We start from the raw sequence: 26,520 nt of genomic DNA, 5'->3' as shown, positions 1-26,520 counted from the left end.
GCGACGTCAACACCATCGCGCTGCGCGCGATAGCCGACTAACAGTCGGCTCTACCCAGTCGGCTCTACCCAGTCGGCTCTACCCAGTCGGCTCTACCCAGTCGGCTCTACCCAGTCGGTTTTACCCAGTCGGTGCCCGCCAGCTTGCGGCCATGCCAGGTACAGCGCACGATATCGGCGTTCCTCAGGGTTACAGATCCCGCATGGCCGCCAATCTCTACCAGTCCCTGGCCGACGAAATGGCCGACGCCATCCACAGCGGCCGCTTACCGGCCGGGGCACGGCTGCCCTCGCTGCGCGGCCTGGCCGCGCAGCGCCAGCTCAGCCTGAACACCGTGATCGCCGCCTACCGTCATCTCGAAGACGCCGGCCTGGTGATGCCGCGCCCCAAGGCCGGGTTCGTGGTCAGCGCGCGCCTGCCCGAGCCGACGCGCTCTTTGCGCCAGGCGCCATCATTGGCCACCACCCAGACCCAGCAGCTGATGATGGCCCGCGTGCTGGCCGCACAGCGGCAACCGGGCATCGTCGACCTGGCCTTTGCGGGACCGCGCGGCGAGCGCTTCTACCCTGCCGCGAAACTCGCGCGCGCCACCGCCCAGGTGCTGCGCCGCACGCCGGCCATGGTGCGCACCTACGCACGCCCCAACAGCGCGCAGCGCCTGCTGGAGCAGATCGTGCGGCGCGGTCCGCGGCTGGGCCTGCACACCACGGTGGAGCGGCTGGTGCTCACCCATGGCGCGATGGAGGCACTGCAGTTGGCCCTGCGCGCGGTGACCCGCCCGGGCGATGCGGTGGGCATCGAGGCGCCGTCGTATTTCAACCTGTACCCGCTCCTCGGCAACCTGGGCCTGAAGGCGATCGAGCTGCCCACCGACCCGCGCGAGGGGCTGGACGTGGATGCGGTGGAAGCGCAGCTGGAACAGGGCGCGCTGGCCGCGATCGTGGCCATGCCCAGCGTGCACAACCCGCTGGGCTGCACCATGCCGGTGGCCGCCAAGCAGCGCCTGGCCGCGCTGGTGAACCGGTACCGCGTGCCGCTGATCGAAGATGCGGTCTACGCCGAACTGCAGTACCAGGAACCACTGGCGCCGCTGCTCAAGGCGTTCGACGAGGACGGCTGGGTGATCGTGGTCAACGGCTTCTCCAAGACGCTCGCGCCCGATTACCGCATCGGCTGGCTCGACGGCGGTCGCTTCGCGGCCGATATCCAGCTGCTCAAGTTCCAGTCCACCGGCGCCGAATCGCAGCTGCTGGGCGAGGCGGTCGGTGCGTTTCTCGAAGCGGGCAGTTACGAACACCACCTGCGCGGCCTGCGCCGGCTGTACCGCGAACAGGTGCGCCGCGTGCGCGCGCTGGTTGCCCAGCACTTCCCGCCGGGCACCCGCGCCACCCAGCCCAGCGGCGGCTTCCTGCTCTGGATCGAGTTGCCCGCAGGGGTGGATACCGGCGTGTTGTTCGAACAGGCGCTGGCCGAGGGCGTGGTGTTCATGCCCGGCCAGGTGTATTCGCGCGGCGCACGCTACCGGCACTGCCTGCGGCTGTCGTGCTGCCAGGACCTGGACGCGCGCTACGTGGGCGCCATCGCCAGCGTCGGGCGGCTGGCCACCGCGCTGCTGGCGCAGGCGCGCGGAGAGTAGTCAGCCCAGCAGGTGCCGGGCCAGCTGCGCCGGATCGGCGCCCGGCGCGTACGGCAGCCGGCCCCAGAACGGCAGCGGCAGGCGCGCGCGCAGCAGCGCCACGTTGTCGTCGATGCGCTCCATCTGCGGGTCCACCTCGTTGGCGATCCAGCCGATGCAGGTCGCGCCGCTGGCGGCAATCGCCTGCGCGGTCAGCCGCGCATGGTTCAGGCAGCCCAGCCGCAGCCCCACCACCATCACCACTGGCAGCTGCAGCGCCTGCACCAGGTGCGACTGGTCCAGCGTGGTGGACAGCGGCGCCAGCCAGCCGCCCACGCCTTCCACCACCACGGTGTCGGCCTGCGCCTGCAGGCGCGCGAACGCGGCTTCGATCGGCGCCAGCGCCAGGGTTACGCCCGCCGCCGCCGCAGCCAGTTCCGGGGCCAGCGGCAGCGGCAGCGCATACGGATTGAGGTCGGCGTAGGCCGGGGTGGGCTCGCTGGCGGCCAGCAGCGCGGTGGCGTCCTCGTTGCGCAGGCCGGCGGGCGTGCGTTCACAGCCGCTCGCCACCGGCTTCATGCCCACCGCGCGCTGCCCGCGCTGGCGCAGCGCGTGCAGCAGGGCGCAGCTGCTGAAGGTCTTGCCGATGCCGGTATCGGTGCCGGTGACGTAGAAGGCGGCGGGCAGGGAGGCAGGCAGGGACATGGCCGGACCGGTGGACAGGGGCCGCCATTATCGGCGCTGGGGGGTCGCCGGCGCATCGGCACCGCAGCGTTGCATGGCCGGGCAGTCCGGCCGCCGGCTGCGCTTGCTAGACTGCGGCCATGTTCGATACTTCCACGCTTACCGGCAGCAAGCCGGAACAGTACGGCCAGCTGCTGGCCCAGGCCCGCGCCCTGGTGCACGGCGAGCGCGACCGGATCGCCAACGCGGCCAACCTTGCGGCGCTGGTCTACCACGCACTGCCCGAGCTGAACTGGGTGGGCTTCTACTTCTTCGACGGCACCGAACTGGTGGTGGGCCCATTCCAGGGCTTGCCGGCCTGCGTGCGCATCCCGCTGAACAAGGGCGTGTGCGGCGCGGCCGCCTCGCAGCGTGTCACCCAGCGCATTGAAGACGTGGACGCCTTCCCGGGCCATATCGCCTGCGACTCGGCGTCGCGTTCGGAGCTGGTGGTGCCGCTGGTCAAGGGCGACACCCTGATCGGTGTGTTCGACCTGGACAGCCCGTCGCTGGCCCGTTTCGACGCAGAGGACCAGGCCGGCCTGGAAGCGATCGCCGCGGTGTTCGTCGAGGCGCTGGGATGAGCACCAAGCTGCGCAACATCGGCCCGAAGAGCGCGGCCTGGCTGCGTCAGGTCGGTCTGCGCACGCCCGAGGAACTGACCGCCATCGGTGCGGTCGGTGCCTTCGTCAAGGTCCGCCGCGCGGGCTTCAAGCCCAGCCTCAACCTGCTGTACTCGCTGGAAGGCGCGCTGCTGGACTGCCATTGGCAGGAACTGCCCGAGGCGCGCCGCACGGCGCTGGTGGCCGAATACGAGGCGATCATCGCCGACAAGCCGCTGAAGAAGGCGCCGCCTGCGTCAGGGCCGGTCTATGACCGCACGGTCGCCAACGATGACGACGGCGACGAAGCGCCGTTCGAGAGCGACGAAGAACGGGGGTAGAGCCACCCCATGGGTGGCTTCGCGGTGCCGGAACGAAGCGCAGCCACCCATGGGGTGGCTCTACAGCAACGATGCCGGTTGCTGAAGCTCCAGCAGTTCCCCCCACAACTCCCCCTCCTCCCGCTGCACCCGCAGCTGCAGCCGCGTGCCGTGGTCGATCCGCAGCGCCCAGCACATCGCCATCGGCAGCCCGCACACCTGCGACAGCACCATGCGCAGCGGGCCACCATGGCTCACGATCAGCGTCGGCACCGGCTCGGGATCGTCCAGCAGCCGATGCAATGCACGCGAAATGCGGCGCTCGAAGTGCCCCCAGCTTTCCCCGTGCGGCGGCGGGTTGGTGTGCGGGTCCAGGTGAAACGCCTGCAAGGCCTGCATCGGCAGCGCGTCCAGCGGTTGGCCGTCCCAATCGCCGAAATCCAGCTCTTCCCATTCTTCGTCGGCGATCACCTCCAGTCCGCGCGGCAGCGCCAGCGCGTCGGCGGTGGCCAGTGCCCGCTGGCGCGGCGAACTCAGCACGCGTTCCCACTGCAGCCCGGCGTAGCGCTCGCACAACGCGTCGGTAGTGCCCGCCTCCAGCGGTGGGTCGCTGCGTCCGTCGAGGTAGCCATCGCGGCCGGTGCTGGCGTGCCGGACCAGGTCGAGGATCATGCCGCTACCCCATGCCATGCGGCCGCGGGCAGCCGCGAATCTTCACGAGTGTGCCGGCGAGGGTGCTGCAACCACGTCTGTTTCATGCGAACCACTGCGTAGAACGAGGCGCATTCTAACCGCTCGGCTGCGCCGCTCCGCCACAGGCTGCACCTGGCGCGAGGCTTTGCTCTACACTGCGCGCACTTTCAGGTGACCTGCGGCGCAAGCCGGCAGGTTGAAACGGGAAGCCGGTGACGCAACAGGTCCTGCCTGCTGCCAGCCCGGCGCTGCCCCCGCAACGGTAAGCGTGGAAGCCAGGCAATACGCCACTGTGCTCGTGCATGGGAAGGCGCCTGGTGCGATGGTCCGCCATCGGCCCGCGAGCCCGGAGACCGGCCCGGAAGACGACTGGTTGCGATGCGGCGGGCATGGCGGCGGCAAGCGGCGCCGTGTCTGCGCCCGCCCACCGTCCCCTGCTCCCGTTGACCGCCGCCCCTACCCCAGCCGCGCGGGCGTGCGCGGTGTTTGGAGTCAACGATGAAGCTGCAGATCCGCATTCTTTCCCTGGCCGTGCTGTCGGCATTGCCGCTGGTGGCCGCCGCACAGGACGACGCGACCGCGCTCGACCAGGTCCTGGTCACCGCCACCCGCACCCCGATCGCCCTGCAGGACAGCATTTCGCCCGCACAGGTGATCGACCGTGCCGAGATCGAGCGCAGCCAGGCGCCGTCGCTGCAGGACCTGCTGCGCGGCCGCGCGGGCATCAACCTCAACAACAGCGGCGGGCTGGGCAAGCAGAGCTCGCTGTTCCTGCGCGGCACCAATTCGGCCCACACGCTGGTGCTGGTGGACGGCGTGCGCATCAACACGGGCGATCTGGGCCTGGCGATGATCCAGGACCTGCCGCTGGCGCAGATCGAGCGCATCGAGATCGTGCGCGGCCCGCAGTCCAGCCTGTACGGTGCCGATGCCATCGGCGGCGTCATCCAGATCTTCACCCGCCGCAACGCGGGCGACTTCGCGCCGCACCTGCAGCTGGGTGGCGGCAGCAACGGCCTGCGTGAGGCGAGCGGCGGCTTCGGCGGTACCGGCGCACGCGGCTGGTTCGGCACCGACATCGCCTACCAGCACACCGACGGCATCAATGCCTGCAACGGTGACCCGGTCACCTTCGCCGGCTGCGGCGCCGACGAGCCCGACCGCGATGGCTACCGCAACCTGTCGATGAGCCTGCGCGGCGGCTACACCCTGACCGACACGCTGAGCGTGGAAGGCACCGCGCTGCGCGCCGAAGGCGAGAACCACTACGACGGTTACTACAACTACTCGGAAACGCTGCAGCAGGTGCTGGGCGGCAAGCTGCGCTACACGCCCAGCGAACGCTTCAACCTCACGGTGAACGTCGGCCGTGCCGACAACGAGTCCGACAACTACAACGACAGCACCTGGCTGGGCGCGGCGCAGACCCACCGCGACAGCGCCTCGGTGCAGGCCGATGTGGGCATCGCCGACGGCCAGCTGCTCAGCGCCGGCGTCGACTGGAGCCAGGACAACCTGGACGGCAGCAGTGCCGGTTACCTGGTCGACAGCCGTGACAACACCGGCGTGTTCGTGCAGTACCAGGGCCGCTTCGGCGCGCACCACCTGCAGGCCAGCGTACGCAACGACGACAACGAGCAGTTCGGCAACCACACCACCGGCAGCCTCGGCTGGGGCATGGAGCTGGGCGGCGGCTTCCGCCTCAACGCGAGCTACGGCACCGCGTTCAAGGCACCGACCTTCAGCGACCTGTACGACCCGTGGAGTGGCGTGCCGGGCCTGGACCCGGAGAAATCCAAGAGCGCGAACGTGGGCATCGCCCAGCAGGGCGACGGCTGGCGCTGGGGCCTGGACGTGTTCGAGACCCGCATCGACGACCTGATCACCTACGACGCCACCACCTTCATGATGACGCAGGTGGAGAAGGCACGTATCCGCGGCGCGGAACTGACCGGTTCGCTCGCCGTGGCCGGCTTCGACCTCAGTGCCCAGCTCAGCCACACCGATCCGCGCAACCGTACCGATGGCAGTGCGCAGTTCGACAACTGGCTGGCGCGCCGTGCGCAGGACACCGCGCGCCTGGACATCGACCGCCGCTTCGGCGATTTCCGTGCCGGCGTCACCGCGTTCGGTGCCGGCAAGCGCTACGACAACGCCGACAACACCGTCCGCCTGGCCGGTTACGGCACGCTGGACCTGCGCCTGGAATACGCGCTCAGCCGCGACTGGTCGCTGCTGGGCCGGGTGAGCAACGTGTTCGACCGCGACTACGAAACGGTGGCCTGGTACAACCAGCCGGGCCGCGAGTACCGCCTGAGCGTGCGTTACCAGCCGAAATAAGCGTGTGTTGGCCGGCATCGTGAGGTGCCGGCCAACGGCCGGCGCTAACGGATGGGTGCGATCAGCTCCCGCAGGTCATCAACCACCGCCACCGCGTCCACCGTATCCAGATCCAACCCACGCGGGTACCCGTAGCGCACCAGCGCCACCGGCATGCCCGCATCCACCGCGGCGCGGTAATCGGTGATCGAATCACCCACCATCAACGCCGCCGCCGGCGCAACCTTGAACGCCTCGGCGATGTGCCGCAGCGGCACGCCGCTGGGCTTGCGCTCGGGCAACGAATCGCCGCCCAGCACCAGCGCGAAGAAGTCCTGCACACCCAGGTGTGCCAGCAGGGGCGCCACCAGCGCGGAGGGTTTGTTGGTGCAGATGGCCATCACCACGTCGCGCTCGCGCAGCGCCTGCAATGCAGGCACCACCCCATCGAACAGACGCGGGCTGCGCAGCAGGCATTCCTCGTAGTGGCGCATGAAGCCGGGCATCACCCGGTCCAGGTCGATGTCGCTGTGTGCGGCGGTGAACGCCTGCTCCACCAGCCGGCGCACGCCATCACCGATCCAGGTCAGCACCGTGGCTTCGGGCACGCGCGGTAGCTGCCAGTCTTCCAGCGTGCGGTTGAGCGCTTCGGCGATATCGCCGGCGCTGTCGACCAGCGTACCGTCCAGGTCGAAGATCACCAGCGGATAGGGGTAGGCCAAGGGAAGCTCGCTTCAAACGGGGGGCAGTACATTGTAGAGCCACGCCATGCGTGGCTTCGCGCAATGCCGGCATCGGCCCGCATCAAATCCGCGCCACAAACTCCGGCGCCGCAAACCGCTCCACCAGAAAATCCAGAAAGCTGCGCATCAGCGCCGGCAGCTGCCGCCGCGAGGCGTACACCGCGTGGATGCCCATCTCCTCCACCTGGTACTCGTGCAGCACCTCCACCAGCTCGCCCGAGCGCAGCAGCGGCGCGATCTGGTACCTGGGCAGCATCGCGATGCCCGCCCCCGCACGCACCGCTTCCAGCAACAACGACGCCTCATTGGCGCTGATATTGCCCCCCACCGCCACCGAGATCGCGCGGCCATGCCGCTGCAGCTGCCACACGCTCTTACCCACATAGTGGTGGGTCAGGCAGTTGTGTCCCGCCAACGCATCCGCACTCGTGGGCGTGCCACGCTCGGCCAGGTACGAAGGCGCCGCGCACAGCACCGAACGGCACGGCGCCAGCCAGCGCGCGATCAGGCTCGGGTCGATCGCGCGCGAAATCCGCACCGCCACATCCACCCGCTCTTCCACCAGGTTCACCACCCGGTCCACCAGCAGCAGCTCCACCCGCGTCAGCGGATGCCGACGCACGAACTCGGCCACCGCAGCGGCCAGGTGCAGCTGCCCGAACGACACACTGGCCGTCACCCGCAGCAAGCCATGCGGCTCCGGGTTGTCGCTGGCCAGCTCGCCCTGCAGCTCATCACCGATCGCCAGCATTTGCCGGAAGCGCAGCAGCGCGGCTTCGCCGGGCCCGGTCAGACTGATCCTGCGCGTCGTCCGGTGCAGCAGCCGCGCGCCCAGCCAGCGCTCCGCCTCGGCCAGATAGCGCGTCACCATCGCCCGCGACATATCCAGCGCCTCCGCCGCCGCAGTGAGACTGCCGCGCTCGGCCACCTCCACAAACACATTCATCGCCGTCAGCCGATCCATTTGATCGTTCCATGCAACAAATTAGCCCGTTATACGCGGTTTTTCGTTCGCTTTCAGGCGCATAAGCTGGCCTTCCTCCCTCAACGGAACCCGCCCCATGAAGATCGCCCTCGTCGGTGCCACCGGCAACATCGGCCGTGAAATCACCCGCCAGGCCCTGGCCCGTGGCCATCAGGTCACCGCCATCGTCCGCCGCGATACTGGCCTGCCGGCCGAACTGGACGGCGCCGAGCTGGCCATTGCCGCCCTGGGCGACACCGACGCCCTGGCCGCCGTCATCGCCGGCCACGACGTCCTGGCCAGTGCCTTCGGCCCGCGCCCGGGCGACGACCCGGCCACCGTCACCACCGTCACCGCCGAACTGATCAAGGCCGCGCGCCAGGCCGGCGTACCGCGCTTCCTCATGGTGGGCGGCGCCGGCACCCTGGAAGTCGCCCCCGGCGTGCAGCTCGTGGACACCGAAGGTTTCCCCGACGCGTACAAGCCCGTCGCCCTCGCCGCGCGCCAGGCGTTCAACCTGCTGCAGAACGTGGACGACCTCGACTGGACCTTCTATTCCCCGGCGGCCGAAATCGGCCCGGGCCCGCAGAAGGGCGGTTTCCGCACCCAGGCCAAGCAGTTCCTGGTGGGCGCCGATGGCCACAGCCGGATCAGTTACGCCGATTACGCCGATGCGTTCGTGAGCGAGATCGAGAAGCCGCAGTACGTGCGGACGATTGCGACCGTGGCGTATTGAGTAGAGCCACGCCGTGCGTGGCTGCAGGATGCCGGAACGGAGAACAGCCACGCATCGCGTGGCTCTACCCTTCGGAAGCGTCAAACAGCCCCATCTGGCTCACCTGTTCGCGCTCGCGGAATCCGCCCAATCCAACGCCCACCAGCCGATAGCGCGTTTCAGACGGCAGCTCCACGCGCGCACGCAGCGCCAGCGCGATATCGCGCAGCTCTTCCTGTGTTTCCGGCGGCGATTCCGGCGTGAAACTGCGCGTAATGATGCGGAACTGCGACGTCTTCAACTTCAACACCACCGTGTGCCCGACCCGGTCCGTCTTGCGCGTCGCGTGCCACGTCTTCGCCGCCAGCTCCACGATCGCCGGCTCCAGCGCGTCCAGCGGAAGATCCTCCGCGAACGTGTCTTCCGACGAAATCGACTGCACCGGTTGATCCGGCTCCACCGGCCGCTCATCGATCCCGCGCGCGCGCCGGTACAGGCTCGCACCGAAACTGCCGAACCGCGTTTCCAGCGCCTCCAGCGGCAGCGCGCGCAGATCGCCTACCGTCGCAATGCCCAGCTCGGCCAGCTTCGCCTCCATCACCTTGCCCACCCCCGGCACCCGCTTCACCGGCAGCGGCGTCAGGAACTGCTCGATTCGATGCGGCGGTACCACGAACTGCCCGTCCGGCTTGCGCCAGTCCGACGCGATCTTCGCCAGGAACTTGTTCGGCGCAATGCCCGCCGACGCCGTCAGCTGCGTCTCCTCACGGATCTGCGCGCGGATCACCGCCGCAATCTCCGTCGCCACCGTCATCCCGCCCTTGTGCACCGTCACGTCCAGGTACGCCTCGTCCAGCGACAACGGCTCCACCAGGTCCGTGTGGCGCAGGAAAATTTCGCGCACCTGGCGTGACACCGCCTTGTAGCGCACGAAATCCGGCGGCACGAACACCGCGTCCGGGCACAGGCGCTCCGCGCGCAGCGCCGGCATCGCCGAGCGGATGCCGAACACCCGCGCCTCGTACGATGCCGCGCAAACCACCGAACGCGCCCCCTTCCAGGCAACCACCACCGGCTTGCCGCGCAGCGACGGATTGTCGCGCTGCTCCACCGACGCGTAGAACGCGTCCATGTCGACGTGGATGATCTTGCGTTGTGCGGACACGGCGGTGGCTCAAGGCGTGAAGCGGCGGGGAGACATGAACAAGATTACAGCCACACGCTTGAGTATGGTCTTTTCATAACAACGACATGCGTTTTTCAACCTGAAAACACTACGCCAGCGTACGGTTAAAACGTTTGATTGAATGCCAAATACTCTGCACTCTTGGGCACTTTCAACCGCAACAATTCGCCGACCCACGGCCGGCGTCCCCCGATGTCACCCTCTTCAGGATTGCGTTTTCCATGACTCGTCTCAACGCGTTCTCGCGCGAACAGCTGCTGGCCAGCGCCCGTGGCGAACTGTTCGGGCCGGGCAGCGGTCGCCTGCCCAATGATCCGATGCTGATGTTCGATCGCATCACCGACATCCGCGATGAAGGCGGTCCTCACGGCAAAGGCTACGTGCGCGCGGAACTGGATATCCGCCCCGACCTGTGGTTCTTCGGCTGCCACTTCATCGGCGACCCGGTCATGCCCGGCTGCCTGGGACTGGACGCCATGTGGCAGCTCACCGGCTTCTACCTCACCTGGCTGGGTGCACCCGGCCGCGGCCGCGCGCTCGGCTGCGGTGAAGTGAAATTCACCGGCCAGGTCCTGCCCAGCGCCCAGCGCGTCAGCTACGAAATCGACATCACCCGCGTCATCAACCGCAAGCTCGTCATGGCCCAGGCCGACGCACGCATGCTGGTGGATGGCCGCGAAATCTATACCGCCAAAGACCTCCGCGTAGGTCTGTTCACTTCCACCGAGAACTTCTGATGCGTCGCGTCGTCATTACTGGAATGGGCATCACCTCGTGCCTCGGCAACGATCTGGACACCGTGTCCGCCGCACTGCGTGAAGGCCGCGCCGGCATCCGTGCCCTGCCCGATCATGCCGAAGCCGGCCTGCGCAGCCACGTCGGCGGCAACGTCGAACTGGACCTGGACGCGCAGATCGACCGCAAGCTCAAGCGCTTCATGAGCGATGCCTCTGCCTACGCCTACATCGCCATGCGCGACGCCATCGCCGACGCCGGCCTGGACGAAGCGCAGGTCGCCAACCCGCGTACCGGCCTGATCGCCGGCTCCGGCGGCGGTTCCAGCCAGTGGCAGGTGGAATCGGCCGACATCCTGCGTGCGCGTGGCGTGCGTAAGGTGGGCCCGTACATGGTGCCGCGCACGATGTGCTCCACCGTGTCGGCCTGCCTGGCCACCGCGTTCCAGATCAAGGGCCTGAGCTATTCGCTGTCGGCCGCCTGCGCCACCTCGGCACACTGCATCGGCGCCGCCGCGGACCTGATCCGCCACGGTGCGCAGGACGTGATGTTCGCCGGTGGCGGTGAAGACCTGCACTGGTCGATGAGCGTCATGTTCGATGCGATGGGCGCGCTGTCCACCCGCTTCAACGAGACCCCGGCCACTGCATCGCGCCCGTACGACAAGGACCGCGACGGCTTCGTCATCGCCGGTGGCGGCGGCATGCTGGTGCTGGAAGACTACGACCATGCCGTGGCGCGCGGTGCGCGCATCTACGCCGAGCTGGTCGGCTACGGCGTCACCTCCGACGGCGCCGACATGGTGGCCCCGTCCGGTGAAGGCGCGGTGCGCTGCATGAACATGGCCATGCAGAATGTCAGCGGGCCGATCGACTACCTCAACACGCACGGCACCTCCACCCCGCTGGGCGACGTGACCGAGCTGAAGGCCGTGCGCGAAGTGTTCGGCGAATCCATTCCGCCGCTGTCTTCGACCAAGGCGCTGTCGGGCCACTCGCTGGGTGCGGCGAGCGTGCATGAAGCGATTTACTGCCTGCTGATGATGCGCGACGGTTTCATCGCCGGCTCGGCCAACATCGGCGAACTGGATCCGGCGGTGGAGGGCTTCCCGATCGTGCGCGAAAGCCAGGATGTGCAGTTGAATACCGTGATGTCCAACAGCTTCGGCTTTGGCGGTACCAACGCGGCGCTGGTGTTCGGGCGGGTGTGATTCCGCGCGGCGTTGACATGAAAAACCCGGCCACGTGCCGGGTTTTTTCGTTGATGCCGACTGTGGTTGCCGACCCAGTCGGCTCCATCACTCATGCCCTGCGCAACAACGGCACCAGCAGCGCTTGCGCGTCCTGCAGCGAATCCACGATTCTATGACCCAGCGCGCGTAGCGCGTCGTCGGGGTGTACCAGGTCCGGGACCTGGATCGCGGTCATGCCCGCGCCGACCGCCGCGCGGATGCCCGCCGGGGAATCTTCCAGCGCCAGGCAGCGCGAAGGCGCCTTGCCCAGCTTCTGCGCGGCCAGCAGGTAGATGTCCGGCGCCGGTTTGGGATGGGCGACATCACTGCTGGTCACCACGTGGTCGAAGTACCCCAGCAGCCCGCTCGCCGCCAGCTTGCGCGAGGCGCGCGGCTGCCGCGTGGACGTCGCCACCGCGCGCGGGATGCCGTGCGCCTGCAGCAGCTGCAGGATCTCCACGATGCCCGGGCGCAGCGGCAGGCCCTGCTGCGTGCGCGCCTCGTACAGATCGTGGCAGCGCGCGAACAATGCGGCCACCGCATCGGCATCGATGTGCTGCAGCAGCCGCTGCTCGCAGTCGCGGTCGCCCAGCCCCACCATGCCCAGCCAGAACTCGTCGGTGAACGGCAGCGCCAGCTCCTGCGCCTCCTGCGACCAGCACGCCAGCGAGACGCGCTCGCTGTCGATCATCAGGCCATCCATGTCGAAGATGACCGCCTCGGGCAGGAACGGCAGTGCGGCGATGGCGGTCATGACGCGTCGGTGAGGTGCCCGGTGAACAGCGTCTCCAGGTCTGCCGCATCGAGCATGCGCCACTCGCCTTCCGGCAGGTCGCCCAGCGACAGCCCGCCGATGCGGCTGCGGTGCAGCGCCTGCACGTGGTTGCCCACGGCGGCGAACATGCGCCGGGCCTGGTGGTAACGGCCCTCGTGCAGCACCAGCTCGGCCTGTCGCGGCGAATGCACGTGCAACTCGGCCGGCAGCAACGGCTTGTCGTCGGATTCCAGCATCAGCCCGCCGCTGGCAAACCGCGCGGCCTCATCACCGCGCAGGTCTTCGGCCAGGGTCACCTGGTAGGCCTTGTCCAGGCGCGATTTCGGCGACACGATCCGGTGCAGCAGCGCACCGTCGTCGGTCATCAGCAGCAGGCCGCTGGTATCGCGGTCGAGCCGGCCCACCGACGACAGCACCGGCGAACGCTCGCGGAAGCGCGGCGGCAGCAGGTCGTAGATCAACCGCCCCTTGTCCTTGGTCGAACAGGTGTAGTCGCGCGGCTTGTGCAGCATCAGGGTCAGCCCCTGCGGCGGGTCCAGCGGCTCGCCCTCGACCCGGATCGCTTCGTGCGCGACCAGGTCGTCGGCGTACAGCACCTCGCCCTCGGCGTCGGTGACCAGGCCCTCGCGGAACATCCCCTGCACCTGCTTGCGGCTGCCATAGCCCAGGTTTGCGAGCAGCTTGACCAGCTTCACGGGCGACCCCCGCGGCCCCACTTGGGCTCGGTGCTGCGCGGCGGCCGGGCCGGCGTGGCGCTCTTGCTGGCCTTGGTGGCCTCGATCAGCTTGAAGCCGTCGCGCTCTGCGGCCACGCGCACCTGCCCGAAGCTCTCGTTGAGGATCTGCTCGTACGGCAGGTGGCGGTTGGCCACCAGCCACATCCGCCCCCCCGGGCGCAGCGCCTGCGCGGCCACGGCGATGAAGCGCTGGCCGATGTCGGGGCGGTCGGCGCGCGACGGGGTATGGAACGGCGGATTGGTGACGATGAAGTCGTACTGCGCCTCGATCCCGGCGGTGACGTCCTGCCAGTGGTAGGCCAGCGTGGCCGGCTTGCCCAGCGCGGCCAGGTTGACCCGCGCCAGCGCCAGCGCGCGGCCTTCGGCCTCATACAGATCCAGACCGGTCACGCCCGGGCAGCGCGCCAGCACTTCGGCCGAGAGATAGCCGAAACCGGCGCCCAGATCGGCACCGCGCCCGGCCAGGTCGGCCGGCAGCTGTTCGACCAGCAGCGCGGAGGCCGGGTCGATGCGGTCCCAGGCGAAGATGCCGGGGCGGCTCTGGAAGCGCCCGCCCAGGATCGGCCGCGGCGCATCCAGCGTGGCCCAGCGCGGGGCCAGCGCCGCGTCGTGCTGGCCGTCCAGCGGCGCGGTCCAGTACACGCGGCAGTGGTTCTTGGTCATCTTGCCGCCCAGCCCGGCCAGCTGCTGCAGGTCGCCTTCGCCGGAGCGGGCGCCTTCGTTGTTGTGCTGGCAGGCCACCACGATGCCGCCCGGGGCGGTCAGAGCCAGGGCCCGGGCGAACAGCGCCCGGGCCTCTTCACGCTGGCGCGGCGGCAGCACCAGCACCACCGCGTAGCGGGTGTCGGCGTCGGCCAGCTGCTGCTCGTCGCGCACGGTCCAGCCGCTGGCTTCCAGGGCGTCGGCGAAGGGCCGGAAGCTCTGTTCGCAGACCAGCTGGGCCGGCTGCGCGTACTCGCGCAGCGGCCAGCCGTCGCGGGCGCGCAGGAACAGCACCGGCCCGGCAGGCCAGGACAGCGCACCGGCGAAGGGCAGGAACAGGGTTTCCAGGGGGGCGTCGTGCTGGGCAGCCATGCGGGGGGCACATCTTGAAAAGAGGCGGCCATTCTACCGTTTCGGCTGATCGCACCCGTTCTGCCCCCGATTTGCGTTTATTCAACGCGGTCTTGATGCGACCGCAACATGCGGTGGGTCAGGGTGAAGGCTCATTCGGAACGGAGGTAGCTCATGCGCGCATTGTTCGTCGGTGGCGTGGTCGACAACAGCGAAATGGACATCGAGGGAACTCAACCGCCGGTGCACTATCCCGAAGATACCGGCGGCGGTCACTCGCGCTACCGGCTGCACCAGGTAGGCAAGCAGGACGATGGCACCGTGGCCTATGCGGTCTACGGCGCGCCCGGCATGGTGGACGAGGAAGTGGCCCGGGTAGCCGATGAGCGGGCCTATGCGCGCCGCTTCGAGGCCACGCCGGAGACGTTCAAGCATTGAGGCAGCCCAGGTACCGGCCGCCGGTCGGTACCTGTCGGCACACGCCCCGGCGCTAGCCGGCGGTTGTTGGCTCTATCGGCGGCAGCGAACGCACCGCACGGATCCGGTCCAGCCACAGCACATGCTGCTGCGCGGGTGTATCCAGGTCGTCCAGCCGCAGCTGGCCGTTGCTGCCTTCGTTCTCGTCCGCATCGCGATACTGCTGCACGGTTGGCTGCACGGCCACGGTGCCGAGCAGGCGGCTGCCGTCGTCCAGGGTGATCTCGACCTGGGTCTGGCCTTTGAGCTGCGGAAGCAGCGCTTCGAGGGCCGCGATATCGGCCGGATCGGTGTGGATGGTGGGGGCGTAGCGGGACATTGGGTTTCCTTTGCCGGTGGGGATACGCAGCCACGCATGGCGTGGCTCTACGGACGTTGCGGATGCATGGCGTAGTGCCACGCCATGCGTGGCAACGGGGTGCATGGCGTAGTGCCACGCCATGCGTGGCAACGGGATGCATGGCGTAGTGCCACGCCATGCGTGGCAATCGTCAGCGGCGCGCGGCAAGAACGCTGCGGACCGCCGAAACCAGCTGCGCAACCGAATAGGGCTTGGCCACGTGCTCCTGAAACCCGGACGCCAGCGCACGCTTGCGATCGTCCGCGCGTGCCAGCGCGGTAACCGCGACGGCCGGCAGCAGATTCTCATCCACGCCAATGTCTTCGCGCAGGGTGCGCACCAGGCCATAACCATCCATGCCGGGCATGCCGATGTCGGTCAGCAGCACGTCCACCCCTTCATGGCCGCCCTGGTCCAGCAGTTCCAGCGCTTCGCCGGCCGAGGCCGCGGCCGTCACCTGCGCGCCCTGCTCTTCCAGCAGCCGGCGCAGGTACTCCAGCACTTCGGGCTGGTCTTCCACCGCCATCAGGCGCAGGCCCTTCAACGGGTACGCCTCGATCACCTGTTCGCTGATCGGGCCGCTGAACACTTCGCGCAGCGGGCGCCCATCGGCCTGCGGCTGGTAGGCCGGCAGGCGCACGGTGAATGCCGCGCCACGCCCCTGGCCCTCGCTGTTGGCGGTGACCTGGCCGCCATGCAGCTCCACCAGCTGCTGCACGATGGCCAGCCCCAGGCCCAACCCGCCATGGCGGCGGGTGGTGGTGCCGTCGGCCTGGCGGAAGCGGCTGAACAGGTGACGCAGGAATTCCGGTGCGATGCCATCGCCCGAATCGGCCACGGTCACCGACCAGTGGTTGCCGTCGGTATCCAGCGTGACCGAAATCGTGCCGGCCGCCGGGGTGAACTTGATCGCATTGGACAACAGGTTCCACAGCACCTGCTGCAACCGGGTGGCATCGCCCAGCACCAGCGCCGGGACATCGGGCATGACCAAGCTGACATCCAGCGCCTTGCCCTCGGCCACCAGTTCCTGGGCGCGCATGGCCTCGGTCAACTGGGCGCGCAGGTCCAGCACTTCCACTTCCAGCTGCACCTTGCCCAGCAGCATGCTGCTCAGGTCCAGCATGTCCGAGATGAGCCGCTTCTGCGCCATGGCGCTGCTGGCGATCACGCCCAGGCCCTTGTACAGCGGGCTGGTCGCGTCCACGCGCTGCAGCAGCAGTTCGCTCCAGCCCAGAATGGTGGTCAGCGGGGTGCGCAGCTCGTGCGACAACGTGGCCAGGAACTCGTCCTTCAGCCGCGCCATGTTCTCGGCGGCGCTGCGCGCGGCACGCTCGGACTGCAGCAGCTCCTCGCGCGCCATTTCAATTTCGCGGCGTTCGGTCACGTCGGTGCTGCTGCCGGCCAGGCCGATGAAGCGGCCCACGCGCGAGAAACGCGGGCGGGCGTTCATTTCCAGCCAGCGCCATTCGCCGTCGGCACGCAGGCCGCGCACCAGCGTGCGCATGGAACGCTGCGCCTTCATGGCTTCCTGCAGCTCGTAATCGAACACAGAGGCATCATCGGGATGTACCAGCCCGCGCCACACATCATCGGGAACGCGCTGCTCGTCGCCGCCATAGAATTCGGTAAAGGCGCTGTTGACGAAGCGGGCGTGGCCGCGTTCGTCCAGCACCCACACCGGCATCGGCAGGCCGTCGGCCAAGGCACTGAAGCGCGCCTCGCTCTCGGCCAGCTCCACTTCGATCTGCTTGCGGTTGGTGATGTCGAAGAACAGCACCGCCACCCGGCGTTCGCCCGCCTCGCCCACGCGCATCGCTTCCACCGCATACCAGCGGCTCAGCGCCCGCGCCTCCAGCTCGAAGCGCTGCGGGCGACCGGTCGAGGCGATCTGCCCGTAGATGCGGTACCACTCGTCTTCGTGCGCAGGCTGCAGCTCGCTCATCAGGCGCCCGGAGGCGTCATGCAGACCGGTGTTGCGCTCGAAGGCCTCGTTGACTTCCAGGAAGCGGTAGTCGACACCCACCCCGTCCTCGAGGATGACCTCGATGATGCAGAAGCCCGCGCTGAGCCCTTCCAGCACGCTGCGGTGAAGGACAGGGTCAGGCGCCGGGGCCGTAAACGCGGCGGCGCGATCCAGGGTTGAGGCGGGCAGGCTGGGCAAGGGCGTCAAGTGGGGGCAACTGGCGGAGCGGAGGGACACAGCATCTTCCAGAGCGCGTATTCGTAGCGTCAAGCACTCCTTTCAGGATCCGGCGGGCTGAATGTGTAGGTGAATTCCTCCCCAACCCGATTCATGCCTATCGTTTTCGGCAATTGTTCTGCCGCGTGATCAGGATCACACTCCAAATCGTCTTCTTTCCACAACCCCGATCGAGGCAATGCCATGAACCGCAAACCCTTGCTGGCTGGTGCTCTTGGCTGTCTGATGCTGCTTGTCGGCTGTGCGTCGGCAGCCCCGCGAACGGTCACTGCCCCAGATGCGCCACGCGCGCTCACCGGTGAGAGCCCGGTGCAGGTGACCTGGACCGATCCGGCCCAGTTCACCGAAATCCGCAGCAGCTCCAACCGATTTGAGGCTCAAAGCGGCAACTGGGTCTACGAGCTGGCGTCGTATCTGCGCAGCAGCGCGGCCAAGCGCCTGGCCCCGGGCCAGACCCTGGAGGTGCAGATCACCGACATCAAGCGCGCGGGCGACTTCGAGCCACAGCATGGCCCGCGCACTAACAACATCCGGATCATGCGCGACGTCTATCCGCCGCGGATCACCCTCACCTTCGTGCTGCGCGATGCCAGCGGCGGCGTGATCAATGAGGGCGAGCAGAAGCTGATCGACATGAACTACCTGGGCAACATCGGCCTGCGCAGCGACAGCGATCCGCTCCGGTATGAGAAGCGGATGCTGGACGACTGGCTGCGCCGCCTGCTGCCGTCTACTGCCCGCTGACCTCACGCGCCACCCGCTTCACCGCGCAGGGCAGCTGGTAGGCACTGACGTTGCACAGCGGGGCCAGCACGTCCAGGCGGGGCGCATCGCCCCACAGCGTCACGGTGCTGCCCACGCCGGCCTGCGGCAGGTCGGTGAGGTCCACGGTGAGCATGTCCATCGAGACCCGGCCGATCAGATGGCCGGGTTGGCCATCGATCTGCACCGGGGTGCCGTTCGGGGCGAACTGCGGGTAGCCGTCGGCATACCCCAGCGCCACCACGCCTACCCGGGTGGGACGTTCGGCGACAAAGCGGGCGCCGTAGCCTACCGGTTCGCCGGCGGCGATCTCGCGGGTGGCGAAGATCTTCGACTGCATCGTCATCACCGGGCGCAGGCGCTCGGTGAAGGCGTTATGCGCCTGCAGCGGGTTGGCCCCGTACAGCATCAGGCCCGGGCGCACCCAGTCGCTGCGCACGTCCGGCCAGCCCAGCAGGGCGGGCGAATTGCACAGGCTGGTTTCGCCGGCCAGCCCCTCGATGGCGCTGGCAAAGGTGGCGGCCTGCTCGCGGGTACGCGGGCTGTCCAGCTCGTCGGCACGGGCCATGTGGCTCATCAACACCAACGGCGCCACCTGCGGCAGCGCGGACAGGCGCGCATGCGCGGCGCGGAACTCGGCCGGCGACAGGCCCAGCCGGTGCATGCCGCTGTCCAGCTTCAGCCATATCTGCAGCGTGGCCTCGGTCTGGAAGGCCTCCACGGCGTCTACCTGCCAAGGGGCGGCCACGGCGAACCACAGATTGTGCTGCACGATCAGCGGCAGTTCGGCGGCGTCGAAGAAGCCTTCCAGCAGCAGGATCGGCGTGGTGATGCCGGCCTGGCGCAGTTCCAGCGCTTCTTCGATGCAGGCCACGCCGAACGCGTCGGCCTCGCCCTCCAGCGCACGCGCGCAAACCACTGCGCCGTGGCCGTAGGCATCGGCCTTTACGGCGGCCAGGGTCTTGCGGCCGCCACCGAGTTCACGGGCCAGGCGGAAATTGGAGCGTAACGCGTCCAGGTCGATCAACGCGCGGGCTGGACGCATGGGGCAGGTTCACTGTGTTGGACGGAGGCGGCGTGGTGGCCGCCGTAACGGAAGATATCCAGGCCTTCGGTGCTGATCTGCGGCTGGCGCGCGTTCATCAGGTCGGCCAGGTAGCGGCCCGAGCCGCAGGCCATGGTCCAGCCCAGCGTGCCGTGGCCGGTGTTGAGGAACAGGTTGCGGTACGGAGTGGCACCCACCACCGGCGTGCCGTCCGGGGTGGCCGGGCGCAGCCCGGTCCAGAACTCGGCGCGCGAGAGATCACCGCCTTCGGGGTAGAGGTCGCGCACCACCTTTTCCAGGGTGGCGCGGCGGCGCGGCGACAGCGACAGGTCGAACCCGCCTACTTCGGCCATGCCGCCCACGCGGATGCGGTCGTCGAAGCGGGTCACGGCCACCTTGTAGCTCTCGTCCAGGATGGTCGAGGTCGGTGCCATCGCCGGGTTGGTGATCGGCAGCGTCAGCGAATAGCCCTTGAGCGGGTACACCGGCAGCTGCATGCCCAGCGGCGCCACCAGCGACGGCGAATAGCTACCCAGCGCGACCACGTAGCGGTCGGCGGTTTCCAGCTTGCCGTCGATACGCACGCCGGTGATGCGGTCGCCGTCGGTTTCCAGGCCGGCGATGTCCTGGTCGAAGCGGAACTCGACCCCGGCATCGATCGCCATCTGCGCCAGGCGGCGGGTGAACAGCTGACAGTCGCCGGTCTGGTCACGCGGCAGGCGCAGCGCGCCCACCAGGGTGTCGGCCACGCCGGCCAGCGCCGGTTCGTGGGCGATGATGCCGGCGCGGTCCAGCACCTCGTACGGCACGCCGTACTGGGCCAGCACCTCGATGTCCTGCGCGGAGGCGTCCAGCTGCTGCTGGGTGCGGAACAGCTGGGTGGTGCCCAGGTCGCGGCCTTCGAATTCGATCCCGGTCTCCGCGCGCAGCTCGTTCAGGCAGTCGCGGCTGTACTCGGACATGCGCACCATGCGCGCCTTGTTGATCGCATAGCGCTCATGGGTGCAGTTGCGCAGCATCTGCGCGAGCCACCGGTACTGGTGCCAGTCCAGGCCCGGGCGGATCGCCAGCGGGGCGTGTTCGGAGAACAGCCACTTCACCGCCTTCAGCGGCACGCCCGGGGCGGCCCACGGCGAGGTGTAGCCGAACGAGAGCTGGCCCGCGTTGGCGAAGCTGGTTTCCAGCGCCGGACCGGGCTGGCGGTCCACCACCGTGACTTCAAACCCGGCCTGCCGCAGGTACCAGGCACTGGTCGTACCGATCACCCCACTGCCAAGGACTAGAACGCGCATCTCACCTCTCCGACCCGATCATTCCCTGCACTGGAGCGTGCCGGGACCATAATTGAGGAAGTATATGCGGCTCAAACCAATCGTTTTTCCTGTTTTTTGAACCAAAGGCAGGGTATTGTCCCGGCAACATCCCCGACAGGTTGACGCGAATGGCCGTGAAAGCCCGCGAGCTGGACAAGATCGACCGCAAGATCCTGCGCATCCTGCAGGACGAAGGGCGCATCTCCTTCACCGAACTGGGCGAGCGCGTGGGCCTGTCCACCACCCCGTGCACCGAACGCGTGCGCCGGCTGGAACGCGATGGCGCGATCACCGGCTACTACGCCCGGCTGGACCCGCACTACCTCAAGGCCAGCCTGCTGGTGTTCGTCGAAATCAGCCTGGCCTACAAGTCCGGCGACATCTTCGAGGAGTTCCGCCGCGCCGCACTGAAGCTGCCCAACGTATTGGAATGCCATCTGGTGTCGGGCGATTTCGACTACCTGCTGAAGGCGCGCATCAGTGAGATGGCCTCGTACCGCAAGCTGCTCGGCAGCACGCTGCTGACGTTGCCGCATGTGCGCGAATCCAAGAGCTACATCGTGATGGAAGAGGTCAAGGAAACCTTGACGCTGCCCATTCCGGATTAAGGCGCCCAAACGCAAAAGGCGGCGCGCTTGCGCGCACCGCCCGTGTAGCTGCCGACCAGCCGCATCAACGCTGCTGTTTCTGGTCCTGGTGGCGCTGGTCCTGCTGTTTGCCACCCTTCTGGTTCTGCTGATCCCATTGCTGCTGGTTCTGCTGGCCTGGCTTCTGGTTCTGCTGGCCCTGCTGTTCCTGCGGCATCTTGCCGGGATTGCCCTTTTGCTGATTAGACATGACTACACCTTCTTAGCTTGGGGATGCGCGGTGTTGCGGCGCACGTACAGCGTCTCCCGAATCCGGTTAATCGCAGGCGAAATAGAAGTGAGTTGTGGCGTTGACACTCATGACTGCGGGCGTTGGTTGTGAAACGTTCATGCATCAGGGTTTGATGCGCTGCCCATCGCCGCTCGGCACGGCGTCGTAGTAGCGGCCGGTGCGCGTGTCGAGCACGCGGTTCGGACCGGCCTGCTGCATGCCCGGCACGATCCGGCCGTTGCGGTCGTAGACCTTCAGCGGCGCGGTGGTGGCCGGCGGCGTGGGCGGCACCACCTGCGCCGGCCCCTGGCTCTGGATCGGGTGGGTGCGCAGCTGCTGCGTGGTCTGCGCCGGCGTGGGTACGGGCGTTGGCGTCGGCGCAGGGCTGGCCACCGGGCTGCTTACCGGGCGGGTATCGGTGGGATTGCGTGGCGCTGCAATCTGCGCGGCCGCGCCCAACGGCAGCAGCACCAGCAGCGACAGGCCAAGCCAGGGAAGGCGGTTCATGGCGGCAGGCTCACGACGGGACAGGCATTCACCCTGCGCCAGCACGCGTGTCAGCACCATGAACGCCTCTGCCGCTTGCCCCCATCGCCGGCCGCCCCCATTTCTCCGCTACCCCTACGAGGACTGCCCATGACCGCCTTCGACCTCTCCCCGCCCAGCGACGCCCAGCGCCAGGCGCTGATCGCCGGGCTCAGCGCCGACGAACAGCGGGTGCTGCTGCACCACGGCACCGAGGCCCCGTTCTGCGGGGTGTTCCTGGACAACAAGCAGGACGGCGTTTACGGCTGCCGGCTGTGCGGCCTGCCGCTGTTCCGCTCCAACACCAAGTTCGACTCCGGCACCGGCTGGCCGAGCTTCTTCGCGCCCTTCGACGCGGCCCATGTCCACGAAATCCGTGATGTCAGTCATGGCATGGTGAGAACTGAAATCGTTTGCGCCCGCTGTGACAGCCATCTCGGCCATGTGTTCCCGGATGGCCCGCCGCCCACCTTCGAGCGCCATTGCCTCAATTCGGTGTCGCTGTCGTTCACCCCGAATGGCCAGGCCTATCCGGATCCGCTGCAGCGCGGCGGGGCCGAGGCCCAGCCGGCGGACTGAGCGCCGCGGCAACGGCGTACCCACCGTTGGTGGGTACAACGCGCCGGCCAAAACTGTGACGTCCGACCAACGCCCCCTTCAGAATGTACGCGCGGGGCCGACATGGAGATATCCCCCTCCACCGCGTCGGCCCCATGCTCATCATTGTTGGCTTCGTCATCGTCATCCTCAGCGTGCTCGGCGGCTATGTCGGCGCGCACGGCAAGCTGGGCGCCCTGTGGCAGCCCTACGAGCTGGTCATCATCGGTGGCGCGGCGCTGGGTGCGTTCCTGGTCGGCACCCCGATCAAGACCGTCAAGCAGACCCTGCAGGCCAGCGTGGGCGTGTTCAAGGGCCCGCGCTACAAGCAGCAGGACTACATCGATGTCCTGAGCCTGCTCTACGAACTGCTCAACAAGGCCCGCCGCGAAGGCTTCATGGCGCTGGAAGACCATGTCGAACGCCCGGCCGAGAGCGCCATCTTCGCCAACTACCCCAAGGTCCAGGCCGACCACCACCTGGTCGACTTCATGACCGACTGCCTGCGCCTGATGATCGGCAGCAACATCGAGCCGCACGAGCTGGAGCCGCTGCTGGAAATGGAGCTGGAAAAGCACCACGCCGAGGCCATGCAGCCCTCGGCCGCACTCAACAAGGTCTCCGACGGCCTGCCCGGCTTCGGCATCGTGGCCGCGGTGCTGGGCATCGTGATCACCATGGGCTCGATCGGCGGCGCCATCGAGGAAGTGGGCGCACACGTCGCCGGCGCCCTGGTCGGCACCTTCTTGGGCATCCTGATGGCCTATGGCTTCGTCAGTCCGCTGGCCGCCGCCGTGGAAGCGCGTGCCGAACAGGACAGCCGCATCTATGAGTCGGTGAAGACCGCCCTGCTGGCCTGCCTGCGCGGCTACAACCCGAAGATCGCCCTGGAATTCGCGCGCAAGACCCTGCCGTCGCACGTCCGTCCGGGTTTCAGCGAATTCGAAGCGCACCTGAAGACGGTCAAGTAAGGCACCGCCATGGCCGAGAACAAACCCACCGTCATCGTCCGCCGGGTCAAGAAGGGCGGCCACGCCGCCCATCATGGCGGTGCGTGGAAAGTGGCCTACGCCGACTTCGTGACCGCCATGATGGCGTTCTTCCTGGTGCTGTGGCTGATGGCGGCCACCACCAAGCCCGAACGCGCGGCCATTTCCGAGTACTTCCGCAACCCCAGCCCGTTGTCCGGGCAGAGCTCGACCCCGGCCCCCGGCATGGCCGGCCCGGGCGGCGCCAGCACCTCGATGATCAAGCTGGGCGGCGCCACCGATGTGTCGCGCGGCAACAGCAACGACCCCTTCCAGAATCAGCAGGCCGAGCGCCCGGTGCCGCAGGAAGACGAGCGTGAGCGCGAGAAGAAGCAGCTGGAAGTGCTCAAGCAGGAGCTGGAAGAGGCGATCAGCAAGAGCCAGGCGCTGGAGCCGTTCAAGGACCAGCTGCTGCTGGACCTGACCCCGGAAGGCCTGCGCATCCAGATCGTGGACAAGCAGAACCGGCCGATGTTCGACATGGGCAGCGCGGCGCTCAAGCCGTACACGCGCGAGATCCTGCGCGAGCTGTCGCAGTTCATCAACCACGTGCCCAACCGGATCAGCATCACCGGCCATACCGACACCACCGCCTACAACGCCACCCACGGCTACAGCAACTGGGAGCTCAGCGCCGACCGCGCCAATGCCGCCCGACGCGCGCTGCTCGATGGCGGCATGAGCGATGAGAAGGTCACCCGCGTGGTCGGCCTGTCCTCCTCGGTGCTGTTCGACAAGACCCAGCCGGACAACCCGATCAACCGCCGCATCAGCATCGTGGTGATGACCAAGGCCGCCGAGGCCGCCGCACTGGCCGGTTCGGGGCAGCAGGTGGCACTGTCGCCCGCCGTCCAGGACCCGGACATCCACGCCACCCAGGCCGCCCCGGCCGTACCGGTGCCCGTGCTGGCGCCGGCCGCCGCGCCCGCCGCCGCCTCGCCCTGAGGCGGTCGCCGCCCTTTACAATGGGTCTTTCCGTTATCCAGAAAGACCACACCCCATGTCCAAGCAGTCCAAGGCCAAGCGCGACAAGCGCAAGAAGCTCCAGCCCAAGCGCCCGATCAACCGCCTCAACGCCCAGCAGTCGGTGCAGAACCATGCCGTGCTGACCAACGAAGAAGGCCAGGTGGTCGCCGCGATCGGCCTGCAGGGCAACGAATGGCTGCTGGCCATCGGCGGCCAGACCATGGGCAACGCCGACAACCCGGTGCCGATGCTGGCCATGCTCAAGCACCTCTCCAACGTGCAGGAAAAGGAAGGCCGCAAGGTCACCCTGGAATACTCGACCCAGCTGCAGCAGCTGATCGACGACCTGGCCGCCGACGAAGGCACCACCGCCGACGACTACCTGACCAAGCTGGTTTCCGAGTTCGAAGGCGTGGAAGGTGAGGAAGGCGACGACGCCGACGACGCCGACAGCACCGCCGAAGACGCCGCGGTTGCCGACGACGCCGCTGCCGCAGAGGGCGACGCCGCCCCGGCCGCCAGCGACGACAAGCCGCAGGCCTGAGCCACGGCCACCCGGTGACGGTCTATATCGACGATGCGGTACACCCCTGGCGCGGCGAGCGCTGGGCGCATCTGATGGCCGACACCCTGCCCGAGCTGCACGCCATGGCGGCGCAGCTCGGCATTCCCCGGCGGGCGTTCCAGAACCGCCGCAGCGGCGCCCACTACGACGTGCCCGCCCCGCTGCGCCTGCAGGCCATCGCGCTGGGCGCGACGGCGATTTCCAGGCATACCGACCGGGCCCTGGTGAAGGCGGTCATCGCCAACGCGAGAACGCAGTTCGACGGGTAGCCCCGGCCGTTGGCCGGACACCGCGCGCAGCGCGGCACAAACATCCGGAACCGATGCATTGCAGCGCCGAACATCCAACCGGCGTTTAGACCCCAGCGGAACCGCGTGTCAGTCGTTCATGACGGATCAAAACGGGTCCGACCCCGGCCGCACTTCCACGCCCAGCAGCGAGCACAGCGCCAGCATGGCGTCGTCGTCGCGCTGCAGCGCCATCCAGCCGGCCAGGCCACCGTTGCCGGTGTCCACGCTCCACAGCGAGTAGTTGTTCTCGCGCAGGCGGTCGTAGGCGGTGCCCATCAACCGGGGCGCATCCACGGCGGCGGCGAAGTCCTCATCGTCCAGGTCGCCACCCCAGTCCAGCTGCAGGTTCCAGCGCGCGGCCAGCTCGTTCACGGCCGACACCAGCGCATCGGTATCGCCACGGTCCACCTCGAACCCGGACTGCCAGGCAATGGCGGCCATCAACGGCGGCAGCCAGTCGGCCTCTTCGTCGATCTCCTCGCCATTCTCCAGCAGCGCCTCGCGCCAGCGATTGAACTGCTGCAGCCCCAGCTCTTCGTCGCCGGGGTTGATCAGCACGAACAGGTTCCAGATCCGTGCCTCGAAATCGTCTTCGTCGAAGTCGCGCTCGTCTTCCTCGAAGTCGAAATAATCGCTGTTGTCGGGCATGGCCGGTATTCCTGGAGACAGGCAGGCATTCTGCCGTGCGCGGGCGTTGGCAGGAAGCGAAATTCGGCCACGGCACCGCTACGGTTTATCCTGTGCGCCTGAAGACGGCCGTGGTGGCCGTCAGCATCCGGCACCCATGAGCGATACTCCTCCCGATCACCTGGCGATCAACCCGGCCAGCCCCTTCCACGATGCCGCTGCGCTGGAGCGCGGCGTGGGCATCCGTTTCAACGATGTCGAGCGCGACAACGTCGAGGAATACTCGGTCAGCGAAGGCTGGGTCCGCGTGCAGGCCGGCAAGGCCCGCGACCGCCGCGGCAACCCGATGACCATCAAGGTCAAGGGCACCGTGGTGGCGTATTACCTGGATCAGAAGCCCGAGGCCTGATTTCGGGCCGAGGGCGTAGAGGCCCCCCCAGGGGGGGGGGGAATTGATAAAAGCCCCCCCCCCCCCCCCAAGGGGGGGGGGAAACGGAAAAAGGGTTGCGCGGTT

General features: G+C 68.1%; 31 protein-coding genes and 1 riboswitch. Of the genes, 16 read left to right on the top strand and 15 right to left on the bottom strand.

Annotated features, from left to right (window positions below; all coding sequences use genetic code 11):
* The first annotated feature begins 202 nt into the window (after positions 1-202).
* On the top strand, positions 203-1,636 hold the full coding sequence (locus ACOZHM_RS09985) for a PLP-dependent aminotransferase family protein (protein ID WP_421569097.1): 1,434 nt from the start codon (positions 203-205) through the stop codon (positions 1,634-1,636).
* On the opposite strand, the gene bioD is transcribed toward ACOZHM_RS09985, so the two are convergent.
* Complete coding sequence (bioD, locus tag ACOZHM_RS09980; protein WP_421569096.1) at positions 1,637-2,320, bottom strand: dethiobiotin synthase; 684 nt, start codon at positions 2,318-2,320, stop codon at positions 1,637-1,639.
* A 119-nt stretch (positions 2,321-2,439) separates the two neighbouring features.
* Between bioD and ACOZHM_RS09975 the strand changes: the two genes are divergently transcribed.
* Together ACOZHM_RS09975 and ACOZHM_RS09970 are read left to right on the top strand one after the other, a co-directional pair.
* Entirely contained in the window at positions 2,440-2,922 is a 483-nt protein-coding gene (locus ACOZHM_RS09975; protein ID WP_421569095.1) for a GAF domain-containing protein, read from the top strand.
* A complete protein-coding gene (locus tag ACOZHM_RS09970) occupies positions 2,919-3,281 on the top strand; it encodes a TfoX/Sxy family protein (protein WP_421569094.1) in 363 nt (120 codons plus the stop codon). The genes ACOZHM_RS09975 and ACOZHM_RS09970 overlap by 4 nt, the downstream gene beginning before the upstream one ends.
* Before the next feature lie 60 nt (positions 3,282-3,341).
* Here the strand turns inward: ACOZHM_RS09970 and ACOZHM_RS09965 are convergent, their stop codons facing one another.
* On the bottom strand, positions 3,342-3,932 hold the full coding sequence (locus ACOZHM_RS09965) for a histidine phosphatase family protein (protein ID WP_421569093.1): 591 nt from the start codon (positions 3,930-3,932) through the stop codon (positions 3,342-3,344).
* 173 nt (positions 3,933-4,105) lie between these two features.
* Positions 4,106-4,329, top strand: a riboswitch (cobalamin riboswitch).
* A gap of 122 nt (positions 4,330-4,451) precedes the next feature.
* On the opposite strand from ACOZHM_RS09965, the gene btuB reads away from it, so the two are divergent.
* On the top strand, positions 4,452-6,293 hold the full coding sequence (gene btuB, locus ACOZHM_RS09960; RefSeq protein WP_421569092.1) for a TonB-dependent vitamin B12 receptor: 1,842 nt from the start codon (positions 4,452-4,454) through the stop codon (positions 6,291-6,293).
* Between the two features lie 44 nt (positions 6,294-6,337).
* Here btuB and gph read toward each other — a convergent pair whose 3' ends face one another.
* Both gph and ACOZHM_RS09950 read right to left on the bottom strand, forming a co-directional pair.
* On the bottom strand, positions 6,338-6,994 hold the full coding sequence (gph, locus tag ACOZHM_RS09955; RefSeq protein ID WP_421569091.1) for a phosphoglycolate phosphatase: 657 nt from the start codon (positions 6,992-6,994) through the stop codon (positions 6,338-6,340).
* An 82-nt stretch (positions 6,995-7,076) separates the two neighbouring features.
* Positions 7,077-7,979 (bottom strand): LysR family transcriptional regulator, encoded by a 903-nt coding sequence (locus ACOZHM_RS09950; RefSeq protein ID WP_421569090.1) that lies wholly within the window; start codon positions 7,977-7,979, stop codon positions 7,077-7,079.
* A gap of 97 nt (positions 7,980-8,076) precedes the next feature.
* Between ACOZHM_RS09950 and ACOZHM_RS09945 the strand changes: the two genes are divergently transcribed.
* Positions 8,077-8,715, top strand: a complete 639-nt coding sequence (locus tag ACOZHM_RS09945) for an NAD(P)-dependent oxidoreductase (protein ID WP_421569089.1) — start codon at positions 8,077-8,079, stop codon at positions 8,713-8,715.
* 64 nt (positions 8,716-8,779) lie between these two features.
* Here the strand turns inward: ACOZHM_RS09945 and dinB are convergent, their stop codons facing one another.
* On the bottom strand, positions 8,780-9,859 hold the full coding sequence (gene dinB / locus ACOZHM_RS09940; protein ID WP_421569088.1) for a DNA polymerase IV: 1,080 nt from the start codon (positions 9,857-9,859) through the stop codon (positions 8,780-8,782).
* 242 nt (positions 9,860-10,101) lie between these two features.
* Here dinB and fabA point away from each other — a divergent pair, with 242 nt between their 5' ends.
* Positions 10,102-10,617, top strand: coding sequence for a 3-hydroxyacyl-[acyl-carrier-protein] dehydratase FabA (gene fabA, locus ACOZHM_RS09935; protein WP_421569087.1), 516 nt, complete (start codon positions 10,102-10,104; stop codon positions 10,615-10,617).
* Positions 10,617-11,825: a beta-ketoacyl-ACP synthase I gene (fabB, locus tag ACOZHM_RS09930; RefSeq protein WP_421569086.1), complete on the top strand. Its 1,209-nt coding sequence runs from the start codon at positions 10,617-10,619 to the stop codon at positions 11,823-11,825. Before fabA ends, fabB begins: the two co-directional genes overlap by 1 nt.
* Before the next feature lie 91 nt (positions 11,826-11,916).
* On the opposite strand, the gene ACOZHM_RS09925 is transcribed toward fabB, so the two are convergent.
* From ACOZHM_RS09925 to ACOZHM_RS09915, 3 genes are read right to left on the bottom strand one after another with little or no spacing between them, the layout of a single operon-like run.
* Positions 11,917-12,600: an HAD family hydrolase gene (locus ACOZHM_RS09925; RefSeq protein WP_421569085.1), complete on the bottom strand. Its 684-nt coding sequence runs from the start codon at positions 12,598-12,600 to the stop codon at positions 11,917-11,919.
* Complete coding sequence (locus tag ACOZHM_RS09920) at positions 12,597-13,316, bottom strand: pseudouridine synthase (RefSeq protein ID WP_421569084.1); 720 nt, start codon at positions 13,314-13,316, stop codon at positions 12,597-12,599. The genes ACOZHM_RS09925 and ACOZHM_RS09920 overlap by 4 nt, the downstream gene beginning before the upstream one ends.
* Positions 13,313-14,431, bottom strand: coding sequence for a class I SAM-dependent methyltransferase (locus ACOZHM_RS09915; protein WP_421569083.1), 1,119 nt, complete (start codon positions 14,429-14,431; stop codon positions 13,313-13,315). Before ACOZHM_RS09915 ends, ACOZHM_RS09920 begins: the two co-directional genes overlap by 4 nt.
* Before the next feature lie 153 nt (positions 14,432-14,584).
* On the opposite strand from ACOZHM_RS09915, the gene ACOZHM_RS09910 reads away from it, so the two are divergent.
* Positions 14,585-14,848, top strand: coding sequence for a hypothetical protein (locus ACOZHM_RS09910; RefSeq protein WP_421569082.1), 264 nt, complete (start codon positions 14,585-14,587; stop codon positions 14,846-14,848).
* Positions 14,849-14,900: 52 nt separating this feature from the next.
* Here the strand turns inward: ACOZHM_RS09910 and ACOZHM_RS09905 are convergent, their stop codons facing one another.
* Positions 14,901-15,206: a DUF3247 family protein gene (locus ACOZHM_RS09905; protein ID WP_421569081.1), complete on the bottom strand. Its 306-nt coding sequence runs from the start codon at positions 15,204-15,206 to the stop codon at positions 14,901-14,903.
* Positions 15,207-15,378: 172 nt separating this feature from the next.
* The gene (locus tag ACOZHM_RS09900) at positions 15,379-17,391 is read right to left on the bottom strand and encodes an ATP-binding protein (protein WP_421569201.1); all 2,013 of its coding nucleotides are present in this window, start codon (positions 17,389-17,391) and stop codon (positions 15,379-15,381) included.
* A 222-nt stretch (positions 17,392-17,613) separates the two neighbouring features.
* Between ACOZHM_RS09900 and ACOZHM_RS09895 the strand changes: the two genes are divergently transcribed.
* Complete coding sequence (locus ACOZHM_RS09895; RefSeq protein WP_421569080.1) at positions 17,614-18,174, top strand: DUF3016 domain-containing protein; 561 nt, start codon at positions 17,614-17,616, stop codon at positions 18,172-18,174.
* Here the strand turns inward: ACOZHM_RS09895 and alr are convergent.
* A complete protein-coding gene (alr, locus tag ACOZHM_RS09890) occupies positions 18,161-19,237 on the bottom strand; it encodes an alanine racemase (protein WP_421569079.1) in 1,077 nt (358 codons plus the stop codon). The genes ACOZHM_RS09895 and alr overlap by 14 nt on opposite strands.
* Complete coding sequence (locus tag ACOZHM_RS09885) at positions 19,216-20,529, bottom strand: D-amino acid dehydrogenase (RefSeq protein WP_421569078.1); 1,314 nt, start codon at positions 20,527-20,529, stop codon at positions 19,216-19,218. The genes alr and ACOZHM_RS09885 overlap by 22 nt, the downstream gene beginning before the upstream one ends.
* A gap of 149 nt (positions 20,530-20,678) precedes the next feature.
* On the opposite strand from ACOZHM_RS09885, the gene ACOZHM_RS09880 reads away from it, so the two are divergent.
* Positions 20,679-21,158: an Lrp/AsnC ligand binding domain-containing protein gene (locus ACOZHM_RS09880; RefSeq protein WP_421569077.1), complete on the top strand. Its 480-nt coding sequence runs from the start codon at positions 20,679-20,681 to the stop codon at positions 21,156-21,158.
* Positions 21,159-21,222: 64 nt separating this feature from the next.
* Here ACOZHM_RS09880 and ACOZHM_RS09875 read toward each other — a convergent pair whose 3' ends face one another.
* Positions 21,223-21,387, bottom strand: coding sequence for a hypothetical protein (locus ACOZHM_RS09875; RefSeq protein ID WP_421569076.1), 165 nt, complete (start codon positions 21,385-21,387; stop codon positions 21,223-21,225).
* A 144-nt stretch (positions 21,388-21,531) separates the two neighbouring features.
* Positions 21,532-21,915: a classical arabinogalactan protein 4 gene (locus ACOZHM_RS09870; protein WP_421569075.1), complete on the bottom strand. Its 384-nt coding sequence runs from the start codon at positions 21,913-21,915 to the stop codon at positions 21,532-21,534.
* A 129-nt stretch (positions 21,916-22,044) separates the two neighbouring features.
* Here ACOZHM_RS09870 and msrB point away from each other — a divergent pair, with 129 nt between their 5' ends.
* The 5 genes from msrB (at position 22,045) to ACOZHM_RS09845 (ending at position 25,358) form a co-directional block, all read left to right on the top strand.
* A complete protein-coding gene (gene msrB, locus ACOZHM_RS09865) occupies positions 22,045-22,512 on the top strand; it encodes a peptide-methionine (R)-S-oxide reductase MsrB (RefSeq protein ID WP_421569074.1) in 468 nt (155 codons plus the stop codon).
* A 134-nt stretch (positions 22,513-22,646) separates the two neighbouring features.
* Complete coding sequence (gene motA, locus ACOZHM_RS09860; protein ID WP_421569073.1) at positions 22,647-23,501, top strand: flagellar motor stator protein MotA; 855 nt, start codon at positions 22,647-22,649, stop codon at positions 23,499-23,501.
* A gap of 9 nt (positions 23,502-23,510) precedes the next feature.
* Complete coding sequence (gene motB, locus ACOZHM_RS09855; protein WP_421569072.1) at positions 23,511-24,503, top strand: flagellar motor protein MotB; 993 nt, start codon at positions 23,511-23,513, stop codon at positions 24,501-24,503.
* A 55-nt stretch (positions 24,504-24,558) separates the two neighbouring features.
* On the top strand, positions 24,559-25,068 hold the full coding sequence (locus tag ACOZHM_RS09850) for a hypothetical protein (RefSeq protein WP_421569071.1): 510 nt from the start codon (positions 24,559-24,561) through the stop codon (positions 25,066-25,068).
* Between the two features lie 14 nt (positions 25,069-25,082).
* On the top strand, positions 25,083-25,358 hold the full coding sequence (locus ACOZHM_RS09845) for a DUF4031 domain-containing protein (RefSeq protein WP_421569070.1): 276 nt from the start codon (positions 25,083-25,085) through the stop codon (positions 25,356-25,358).
* A 126-nt stretch (positions 25,359-25,484) separates the two neighbouring features.
* Here the strand turns inward: ACOZHM_RS09845 and ACOZHM_RS09840 are convergent, their stop codons facing one another.
* Entirely contained in the window at positions 25,485-26,027 is a 543-nt protein-coding gene (locus tag ACOZHM_RS09840; protein ID WP_421569069.1) for a DUF6630 family protein, read from the bottom strand.
* A 136-nt stretch (positions 26,028-26,163) separates the two neighbouring features.
* On the opposite strand from ACOZHM_RS09840, the gene ACOZHM_RS09835 reads away from it, so the two are divergent.
* Positions 26,164-26,415 (top strand): DUF3297 family protein, encoded by a 252-nt coding sequence (locus ACOZHM_RS09835; protein WP_421569068.1) that lies wholly within the window; start codon positions 26,164-26,166, stop codon positions 26,413-26,415.
* Positions 26,416-26,520: the final 105 nt, after the last annotated feature.

It is taken from the genome of Stenotrophomonas sp. PD6, assembly GCF_049199305.1.
GTDB lineage: Bacteria > Pseudomonadota > Gammaproteobacteria > Xanthomonadales > Xanthomonadaceae > Stenotrophomonas.
This window is presented reverse-complemented; position numbering and strand designations above follow the sequence as displayed.

Bases quoted from the DNA above. Each gene is read 5' to 3' on its own strand.
- ACOZHM_RS09985 (WP_421569097.1), top strand. From the start codon at position 203: ATGGCCGCCAATCTCTACCAGTCCCTGGCCGACGAAATGGCCGACGCC.
- bioD (WP_421569096.1), bottom strand. From the start codon at position 2,320: ATGTCCCTGCCTGCCTCCCTGCCCGCCGCCTTCTACGTCACCGGCACC.
- ACOZHM_RS09975 (WP_421569095.1), top strand. From the start codon at position 2,440: ATGTTCGATACTTCCACGCTTACCGGCAGCAAGCCGGAACAGTACGGC.
- ACOZHM_RS09970 (WP_421569094.1), top strand. From the start codon at position 2,919: ATGAGCACCAAGCTGCGCAACATCGGCCCGAAGAGCGCGGCCTGGCTG.
- ACOZHM_RS09965 (WP_421569093.1), bottom strand. From the start codon at position 3,932: ATGATCCTCGACCTGGTCCGGCACGCCAGCACCGGCCGCGATGGCTAC.
- btuB (WP_421569092.1), top strand. From the start codon at position 4,452: ATGAAGCTGCAGATCCGCATTCTTTCCCTGGCCGTGCTGTCGGCATTG.
- ACOZHM_RS09950 (WP_421569090.1), bottom strand. From the start codon at position 7,979: ATGGATCGGCTGACGGCGATGAATGTGTTTGTGGAGGTGGCCGAGCGC.
- ACOZHM_RS09945 (WP_421569089.1), top strand. From the start codon at position 8,077: ATGAAGATCGCCCTCGTCGGTGCCACCGGCAACATCGGCCGTGAAATC.
- fabA (WP_421569087.1), top strand. From the start codon at position 10,102: ATGACTCGTCTCAACGCGTTCTCGCGCGAACAGCTGCTGGCCAGCGCC.
- fabB (WP_421569086.1), top strand. From the start codon at position 10,617: ATGCGTCGCGTCGTCATTACTGGAATGGGCATCACCTCGTGCCTCGGC.
- ACOZHM_RS09925 (WP_421569085.1), bottom strand. From the start codon at position 12,600: ATGACCGCCATCGCCGCACTGCCGTTCCTGCCCGAGGCGGTCATCTTC.
- ACOZHM_RS09915 (WP_421569083.1), bottom strand. From the start codon at position 14,431: ATGGCTGCCCAGCACGACGCCCCCCTGGAAACCCTGTTCCTGCCCTTC.
- ACOZHM_RS09910 (WP_421569082.1), top strand. From the start codon at position 14,585: ATGCGCGCATTGTTCGTCGGTGGCGTGGTCGACAACAGCGAAATGGAC.
- ACOZHM_RS09905 (WP_421569081.1), bottom strand. From the start codon at position 15,206: ATGTCCCGCTACGCCCCCACCATCCACACCGATCCGGCCGATATCGCG.
- ACOZHM_RS09895 (WP_421569080.1), top strand. From the start codon at position 17,614: ATGAACCGCAAACCCTTGCTGGCTGGTGCTCTTGGCTGTCTGATGCTG.
- alr (WP_421569079.1), bottom strand. From the start codon at position 19,237: ATGCGTCCAGCCCGCGCGTTGATCGACCTGGACGCGTTACGCTCCAAT.
- ACOZHM_RS09885 (WP_421569078.1), bottom strand. From the start codon at position 20,529: ATGCGCGTTCTAGTCCTTGGCAGTGGGGTGATCGGTACGACCAGTGCC.
- ACOZHM_RS09880 (WP_421569077.1), top strand. From the start codon at position 20,679: ATGGCCGTGAAAGCCCGCGAGCTGGACAAGATCGACCGCAAGATCCTG.
- ACOZHM_RS09875 (WP_421569076.1), bottom strand. From the start codon at position 21,387: ATGTCTAATCAGCAAAAGGGCAATCCCGGCAAGATGCCGCAGGAACAG.
- ACOZHM_RS09870 (WP_421569075.1), bottom strand. From the start codon at position 21,915: ATGAACCGCCTTCCCTGGCTTGGCCTGTCGCTGCTGGTGCTGCTGCCG.
- msrB (WP_421569074.1), top strand. From the start codon at position 22,045: ATGACCGCCTTCGACCTCTCCCCGCCCAGCGACGCCCAGCGCCAGGCG.
- motA (WP_421569073.1), top strand. From the start codon at position 22,647: ATGCTCATCATTGTTGGCTTCGTCATCGTCATCCTCAGCGTGCTCGGC.
- motB (WP_421569072.1), top strand. From the start codon at position 23,511: ATGGCCGAGAACAAACCCACCGTCATCGTCCGCCGGGTCAAGAAGGGC.
- ACOZHM_RS09850 (WP_421569071.1), top strand. From the start codon at position 24,559: ATGTCCAAGCAGTCCAAGGCCAAGCGCGACAAGCGCAAGAAGCTCCAG.
- ACOZHM_RS09840 (WP_421569069.1), bottom strand. From the start codon at position 26,027: ATGCCCGACAACAGCGATTATTTCGACTTCGAGGAAGACGAGCGCGAC.
- ACOZHM_RS09835 (WP_421569068.1), top strand. From the start codon at position 26,164: ATGAGCGATACTCCTCCCGATCACCTGGCGATCAACCCGGCCAGCCCC.